This window comes from Exiguobacterium sp. SH5S4 (assembly GCF_004337045.1).
Lineage (GTDB): Bacteria > Bacillota > Bacilli > Exiguobacteriales > Exiguobacteriaceae > Exiguobacterium > Exiguobacterium aurantiacum_A.
Genome location: NZ_SJUQ01000008.1, coordinates 82,619 through 89,911, shown reverse-complemented (window position 1 = coordinate 89,911; position 7,293 = coordinate 82,619). Strand labels below are relative to the sequence as shown.

Sequence of the window (7,293 nt, the reverse complement as noted above, 5' to 3'; positions counted from 1 at the left end):
TCAGGGAACAATTCCCTTGTCTGGTGGCGATAGCGAAGCGGCCACACCCGTTCCCATGCCGAACACGGAAGTTAAGCGCTTCAGCGCCGAAAGTAGTTGGGGGTCTCCCCCTGTGAGGATAGGACGTTGCCAGGCAAGATCGTTCCGCAATAGCTCAGTGGTAGAGCAACCGGCTGTTAACCGGTAGGTCGTAGGTTCAAATCCTACTTGCGGAGCCAATAAGGCCCGTTGGTCAAGCGGTTAAGACACCGCCCTTTCACGGCGGTAACACGGGTTCGATTCCCGTACGGGTCACCATTTTGGAGGATTAGCTCAGCTGGGAGAGCACCTGCCTTACAAGCAGGGGGTCGGCGGTTCGATCCCGTCATCCTCCACCATTTTAATTAACCAATCAAACCATATATGCCGGTGTAGCTCAGTTGGTAGAGCATCTGACTTGTAATCAGAGGGTCGAGGGTTCAAATCCTTTCGCCGGCACTCCTTGGGGGGGTAGCGAAGTGGCTAAACGCGGCGGACTGTAAATCCGCTCCCTCGGGTTCGGCGGTTCGAATCCGCCCCCCCCCACCAGGTTTGAGCCATTAGCTCAGTTGGTAGAGCATCTGACTTTTAATCAGAGGGTCGCAGGTTCGAGCCCTGCATGGCTCACCATTTTTTTCGCGGAAGTAGTTCAGTGGTAGAATACGACCTTGCCAAGGTCGGGGTCGCGGGTTCGAATCCCGTCTTCCGCTCCATATTTATTCCCTGTAATGGGGCCTTAGCTCAGCTGGGAGAGCGCCTGCCTTGCACGCAGGAGGTCAGCGGTTCGATCCCGCTAGGCTCCACCATTTGTTTTTTTCTTAAGTTACTTACGACTTAAGTTTTTTTTTGCGTAAATCCATGAAACCATTCACTTAAGAGTACAGAGAAAGGCAGCCTGCCACCATTCAGGCTGCCTTTTTGTATGTTTATTCACCGGTGTGTGAAGTTGAACCACACATTTGGTAGCGTTTACAATGTAGGTATCAATTGCTCAAGGGGGAATGGCTATGCAATGGTCATATATTGAAGTACCACTCCGTTACGGACAGGGGAAACACGGAGTCGATCAAGGTCCAACTAAATTGCGAACACTCGGAATTGAGGCATTACTGCCAAAAGGGACGCTACAACAAACGATTCGCGTCTTGCCAGAGTCAGAAATTCAAGTGAATGAAGAACATTTAAAGCGTGTAGACGGCGTCTTGTATACGGTCAATGAGCTGGCAGACGTCGTTGCTGCCGATGTCCGAGCGAATCGATTCCCGTTGATCGTTGGGGGCGATCACAGCATGGCAATCGGTACACTAGCTGGGCTCGCCAAAACCGGACCGTACGGCGTGATTTGGGTCGATGCCCATGCTGATTTGAATACGGGGGAAACATCACCGTCAGGCAATATTCACGGGATGCCGCTTGCCGCTGCGATGGGACTAGGTGACATCCGATTGACGGAAGTCGGAGGGCGTGAACCAAAGCTTGCGCCAGAACATCTAGTTTACATCGCTTTACGTGATATTGATGAGGGAGAGATGCGAGAGATTAAGCGGCTTGGGATCAAGGTCGTGACGGTCGAAGAAGTTCGGACGCGTGGCGTCGAGACAATCATGGCTGAAACGATCGAGTATTTACGTAATCGTGTCGATCGCTTCTATCTCAGCTTTGACATGGACAGTTTGGACGCTCAACTCGTCCCTGGAACAGGAACCCCGGTCGATGGCGGGTTGACGGCAGAGGAAGGGAAAGCAATTTTGGCGGAAGCGATGAAAGCCGACGAGTTGATTGCGATCGAGCTCGTCGAATTGAACCCTGCACTTGACCAAGAGGATACAACCGTTCAACTCGCCTTCAGTTTATGCGAAACGATTTTGAAATCCAAAGAAAACCTGTTACTGGAAAGCAAAACAGTCTAATCGCCTTACAGTTTCCAAATCCGTTTGCTACAATGGGTTTGGAAACTTTTTTTGTGTGATGTGAAACCTGATCAGACAACTGAACGTATACTGTATTGACCGCATAGGTTGCGGAGAGGGGAAGTGGATTGATGGAACGGCTGACCACCCGTTTAGTAGACGAATTAAGGTCGGGGAATCACGATTCGTTTGCTGAGCTGGTAGAACTGTACAAGGATGGTGTCTTTGCCGTCGCCTTTAAGATTTTATACGATCGTGGCGAAGCCGAGGATGCTGCCCAAGAGACGTTCATTCGTGCATATACCCGGATTGATACGTATGATCCGCAGTATAAGTTCAAGACATGGTTGTATCGAATCGCCACGAACGTCGCCATCGATCGTCTCCGAAAGCGAAAGCCGGAGTATTCGATGGATGCCGAAATCGCTGGCACGGATGGTCTCACCTATCAAGACCATTTGGCCGATGATGCCCCCCAACCCGACGCCCAAGTCGTTCACCGCGAGATTCGAGGCGAAATGCATGAGGCAATCCAGCAACTGCCGGACAAATATCGTATCCCGTTACTGCTCAAGTACGTGGACGATTTGTCGCTCAAAGAAATTAGCGTCATGATCGATATGCCGGTCGCAACGGTTAAAACAAGGATCTTCCGGGGAAGAGAAATGTTAAAAACAATCTTTCAAAACAGGGAGGGGTTCAATTGACTCCTGAAGAGAAACTGCAACAATACTTGGAAGATGGCATCCTGCCCGAAGAATCTGACGAATTACGTCAATTACTAGAGGACGAAGCCTTATACGAGGCGTACCTTCAGTACGAACGAATAGATGCCGAACTTAAAGCACTTCCACGTCCTAAGCTATCAGACGATTTTACGGCGCGCGTGATGGCGGCCATTCCTGAAGCGAAAACGTCTCCGCCGGCGACACCGATCGTGCGTCTTGAAGACCGTCCACGGCCACGGAGAAAACCGCATTCGAAACAGATGACTTGGTTGCGGAAGCATCCGGGACTCGTCGCGGCCTTACTATTCTTTAGTTTAATGTCGAGCGCGACACTCGGTTTATGGAACGGCTCTACCGAAACCATGACGTACACGAAAGTACCTGGAATCGTTGTCACAGAGAACGAGGTCGTCGTACCGAAAGACGTCATCGTCGAGCGTGATATTACGGTCCAAGGCGGGGACCTGCGGATCGAAGGTACCGTCAACGGCAATGCGACAGCCGTGCACGGCCGAGCCTATTTGGCCAGTGCGGGTGAAGTGACCGGAGAGCTCGAACAAATCGACCGGATTTTTGAGTGGGTTTGGTACTCCATCAAGCAAATACTTTAATCGAGGCGCCTCAGGGCGTCTTTTTCATTCGTTTCAATCTGGTTTCGTTTTGTCATCTAACGATGCGTTGTTTGGGAAATATGATATAATGAAACTTGCACGAATTGGCTAGGTAGTTGAGGAGGGGAGCATTTGCCGCTACTTGAAAAGGTTTCAATCTTATCATTTTTTAGTCTTTCAGAGAACGTACATTGGTACGATTATTTGAATGATGTTTTAGATATTGTCGTCGTCACGTACGTCATCTATAAACTGATGATGATCGTCCGTGGGACAAAAGCGGTCCAACTGATAAAAGGGATTTCAATCATCCTCGTCAGCTGGTTCCTCAGCGGATTCTTTGGTTTGAAGACGTTACAGTTCTTGCTGAACCAAGTGATCACGTATGGTTTGCTTGGGATCATCATCATCTTCCAACCAGAACTTCGACGCGGGCTCGAGCACTTAGGGCGAACGAGCAATTTGTTCGGTCGTACGAGCACGAGCGATGAGGACAAGCAACGACAAATGATCGAAGCGATTGTCAGTTCGGCACAGTACATGTCGAAACGTCGAATCGGGGCGTTGATCGCGATTGAACGAGATACCGGGTTGAACGAATACGTTGAAACCGGTATCCGGATGGACTCGCACATCACGTCACAACTGATCATCAATTTATTTATTCCGAATACACCGCTTCACGATGGGGCGATGATTATCCAAGACGGGAAAATTGCAGCGGCGGCTTGTTATTTACCGCTCTCGGAAAGCCCGCACATCGATAAGGCGCTCGGGACGAGACACCGGGCCGCGATCGGGGTCAGTGAAGTGACCGATAGCGTGACGCTCACCGTTTCAGAAGAGACGGGTGCGGTATCTCTGGCGATTGCTGGACGTTTATACCGCGAGCTAGACGAGGAGGCACTTCGCAACAAGTTGATCCAAGAACTTGTTATTGAAGAAAAAGAGACGACACTCTCGTTCTTTAATAAAAAAGGGGGGGACAAGTAAGTGATTGATCAGTGGTTACAACATAAATGGTTTCTCCGCATCATCGCACTTGCTTTAGCCATCCTTCTTTATTTTATGGTCGCCGAGACGAGCTCGTCGACCAATTCAACAAATGCATTGCCGATTGTTGGGCAAAGTTCGATGTCGCTTGACGTTCCTGTCGAAGTATTCTTCGATGAAGTACAATACGTCGCGTACAACGTTCCTGAAGAGATGAACGTTGAGCTGCAAGGTCCATCGAGTAGTTTGACGATGACAAAATTGGTGAAAGATTATCAAGTGTTCGTCGATTTAACGAACCTCGGTACTGGGTTCCATCGTGTCCCGGTGGAAGCACGGGGTTTCGGTGGGGATGTAAACGTAAAACTTGAGCGTGACACTGTTGAAATTTACATCGATCGAAAACAGACAGTTGAAGTACCTGTATCGGTCAACTTGTTAAATAAAGACCAGTTGCCGGAAGGGTATGTGGTCGGAGAAGCGGAAATCGAGCCGGCGACTGTAAAAGTTTCTGGTGGCGAAAGCCGGATTCAAAACGTAAAAGAAATCACGTTGAACGTCGATGTGGCGAATCAAAACCAGACGTTCACGCGTGAGGTGCCGCCGACGATTTTAGATGCGAACGGAAACCCGCTTAACGTGACGGTCGAACCGAACATCATCAACGTCACGGTTCCTGTCTATGAACAAAGTGCCGTGTTCCCGATTGAAGCTGTCACGACCGGCGAAGTTGCCGATAAATTCAGGCTCGTTGACACGTTGCTAGAGGAAACAGAAGTCCGTGTTTTCGCACCGCGCGAAGTGCTCGATGCACTAGACCGTGTTGAGACCGAGCCGATTGACCTTGATGGCGTCGATCAAACGGGGAAAGTGACAGCGAAGCTTGTCCTGCCGGAAGGCGCATCATCGCTCGCTGCCGAGCAAGTGGAAGTCCAGCTACTCGTCCGAGCGGATGATCAAACGCGAGATGATACCGGGGAATTGACGGAACGCATCCGTTTAACCGTGCCTGTCACGGTCAGAGGCTATGATCGGACGAACTATACGCTTCAAGCACCGGAAGTCGTCAGCGTCACATTGTCAGGTAAACGGTCACTCCTTGAGAGCGTGACGTCGAACAGCATCAGTGTGACACTAGATTTGACGGGTCTGCCGAGTGGTTTGCATGGGGTCGATGTAGACTATGAAGTACCGAAAGGCGCGACGGTCGTCTCGCCGAAAACAATCGACGTCGAGTTAACGAGCGTCGAAGACCAAACCGAAACGTCTTCGCTTCAATGAGACGTTCAATCATACAAAAGTGAGGAAACGAATATATGGGTAAATATTTTGGAACAGATGGGGTCCGCGGTGTCGCGAACTCAGAATTGACAGCAGAACTAGCTTATCGTTTAGGACGCATTGGTGGTTACGTGTTATCGAAGCACTTGCCAGCCGGTGAACAGCCGAAAGTATTGATCGGGCGTGACACACGCATTTCAGGTCATATGCTCGAAGGCGCACTGATCGCAGGTCTTTTGTCAATCGGAGCGGAAGTGATGCGTCTCGGTGTCATCTCGACACCAGGTGTGGCTTACTTGACGAAGTCGCTTGACGCGACAGCAGGTGTCATGATCTCAGCTTCACATAACCCGGTTGCCGACAACGGCATCAAATTCTTCGGTAGCGACGGTTTCAAGCTCGATGATGCGACTGAAGCAGAGATCGAAACGATTCTCGACGCGGCGGAAGATACACTCCCGCGTCCGACAGGGAAAGATCTCGGATTCGTCTCGGACTACTATGAAGGGGCACAAAAATACCTTCAACTCTTGAAACAGACGGTCGATGAGGACCTCGATGGTCTCCATATCGCCCTCGACTGTGCCCATGGCGCGACGAGCGGCCTTGCGGCTCGCTTGTTCGCTGACCTTGAAGCGAACGTCTCGACAATCGGTAGTTCACCGAACGGGTTGAATATTAATGAAGGCGTCGGCTCGACACATCCGGAACACTTGGCACAATTCGTTCGCGAAAAGGGAGCGGACATGGGCCTTGCGTTTGACGGAGACGGAGACCGCTTGATCGCAATCGATGAGAACGGCGACATCGTCGACGGCGATAAAATCATGTACATTTGCGGAAAATACTTGAGCGAAAAAGGTCGTTTGAAAGACAATACGATTGTCGCGACAGTCATGAGTAACCTTGGCTTCCACAAAGCAGTCGAAGACGCAGGTATGACGGCTCTTCAAACAGCTGTTGGTGACCGTTACGTCGTCGAAGAGATGAAGAAGCATAACTACACGCTCGGTGGCGAGCAGTCGGGTCATCTCATCTTCCTCGATTACTCGACGACGGGCGACGGGATGCTCTCGGGTGTCCAACTCGCACAAATCGTGAAGACGACAGGACGCAAGCTGTCTGAACTAGCAGCTGAAATGCCGGTCTATCCACAAACGCTCGTCAACATTCGCGTCACGAATAAACAGGATGCGATGACAGGGGAGCGCGTGCTCACAACGATTCAAGAAGCGGAAGCTGAAATGAACGGAAACGGGCGTATTCTCGTCCGGGCATCAGGTACAGAGCCACTCGTTCGAGTGATGGCTGAAGCGCCGACGAAGGAAGACTGCGACCGTTACGTCGAACAAATCGCTCAAGTCGTCCGTGAAGATTACGGTGTTGAAGGATAATTTTGTCGAAACAGGGAATAACACAAGGGAATCCAATTTTGGGTTCCCTTTTTGTTTCCGTTTTGTCACTGTGAAATCATTTGATTTTCTTGACGGATGGGGGTGTGATTTGTACTATTAAGAGCGTGACCTTAGAAACGGAGGGGCACAAAGTACGAGAAAGCGCCAGAACTCTTTATGAGTTGACGAGGTTGGAGGTTATCGAGATTTCGGCGGATGCCTCCTAGTCGCCTGTCACGACTAAAAGCAATCCCTCAAAACGTTCGGGTGACCGGACGGCCAAAGGGGAGCGCATTGACAGCTCTTTGAAAAAGCCCGTTTCCTTTTTCGAGAAATCGAATATAGAGGAGATTTTTGT

At 50.4% G+C, this 7,293-nt stretch carries 6 protein-coding genes, 8 tRNA genes and 1 rRNA gene; all 15 read left to right on the top strand.

Annotation, left to right across the window (positions count from 1 at the left end; genetic code table 11):
- Window positions 1–19: 19 nt before the first annotated feature.
- The 15 genes from rrf to glmM all read left to right on the top strand — a co-directional run bounded on the left by rrf (window position 20) and on the right by glmM (window position 6,935).
- Window positions 20–135, top strand: a 5S ribosomal RNA gene (gene rrf, locus EVJ32_RS06805).
- 8 nt (window positions 136–143) lie between these two features.
- Window positions 144–218 (top strand) — tRNA-Asn (locus EVJ32_RS06800).
- Between the two features lie 4 nt (window positions 219–222).
- Window positions 223–297 (top strand) — tRNA-Glu (locus EVJ32_RS06795).
- 4 nt (window positions 298–301) lie between these two features.
- Window positions 302–377, top strand: a tRNA-Val gene (locus EVJ32_RS06790).
- Window positions 378–404: 27 nt separating this feature from the next.
- Window positions 405–477, top strand: a tRNA-Thr gene (locus EVJ32_RS06785).
- 6 nt (window positions 478–483) lie between these two features.
- Window positions 484–567, top strand: a tRNA-Tyr gene (locus tag EVJ32_RS06780).
- A 5-nt stretch (window positions 568–572) separates the two neighbouring features.
- Window positions 573–648, top strand: a tRNA-Lys gene (locus tag EVJ32_RS06775).
- 8 nt (window positions 649–656) lie between these two features.
- Window positions 657–731, top strand: a tRNA-Gly gene (locus EVJ32_RS06770).
- Between the two features lie 17 nt (window positions 732–748).
- A tRNA-Ala gene (locus EVJ32_RS06765) sits at window positions 749–824 on the top strand.
- A gap of 201 nt (window positions 825–1,025) precedes the next feature.
- A complete protein-coding gene (gene rocF / locus EVJ32_RS06760; RefSeq protein ID WP_131457628.1) occupies window positions 1,026–1,928 on the top strand; it encodes an arginase in 903 nt (300 codons plus the stop codon).
- Window positions 1,929–2,059: 131 nt separating this feature from the next.
- A complete protein-coding gene (sigW, locus tag EVJ32_RS06755; RefSeq protein ID WP_070329318.1) occupies window positions 2,060–2,635 on the top strand; it encodes an RNA polymerase sigma factor SigW in 576 nt (191 codons plus the stop codon).
- The gene (locus tag EVJ32_RS06750) at window positions 2,632–3,267 is read left to right on the top strand and encodes a polymer-forming cytoskeletal protein (protein ID WP_131457627.1); all 636 of its coding nucleotides are present in this window, start codon (window positions 2,632–2,634) and stop codon (window positions 3,265–3,267) included. Before sigW ends, EVJ32_RS06750 begins: the two co-directional genes overlap by 4 nt.
- Before the next feature lie 132 nt (window positions 3,268–3,399).
- A complete protein-coding gene (gene cdaA, locus EVJ32_RS06745; protein ID WP_016508862.1) occupies window positions 3,400–4,260 on the top strand; it encodes a diadenylate cyclase CdaA in 861 nt (286 codons plus the stop codon).
- Window positions 4,261–5,541: a CdaR family protein gene (locus tag EVJ32_RS06740; protein WP_070329316.1), complete on the top strand. Its 1,281-nt coding sequence runs from the start codon at window positions 4,261–4,263 to the stop codon at window positions 5,539–5,541.
- Window positions 5,542–5,576: 35 nt separating this feature from the next.
- Window positions 5,577–6,935 (top strand): phosphoglucosamine mutase, encoded by a 1,359-nt coding sequence (glmM, locus tag EVJ32_RS06735; RefSeq protein ID WP_131457626.1) that lies wholly within the window; start codon window positions 5,577–5,579, stop codon window positions 6,933–6,935.
- Window positions 6,936–7,293: the final 358 nt, after the last annotated feature.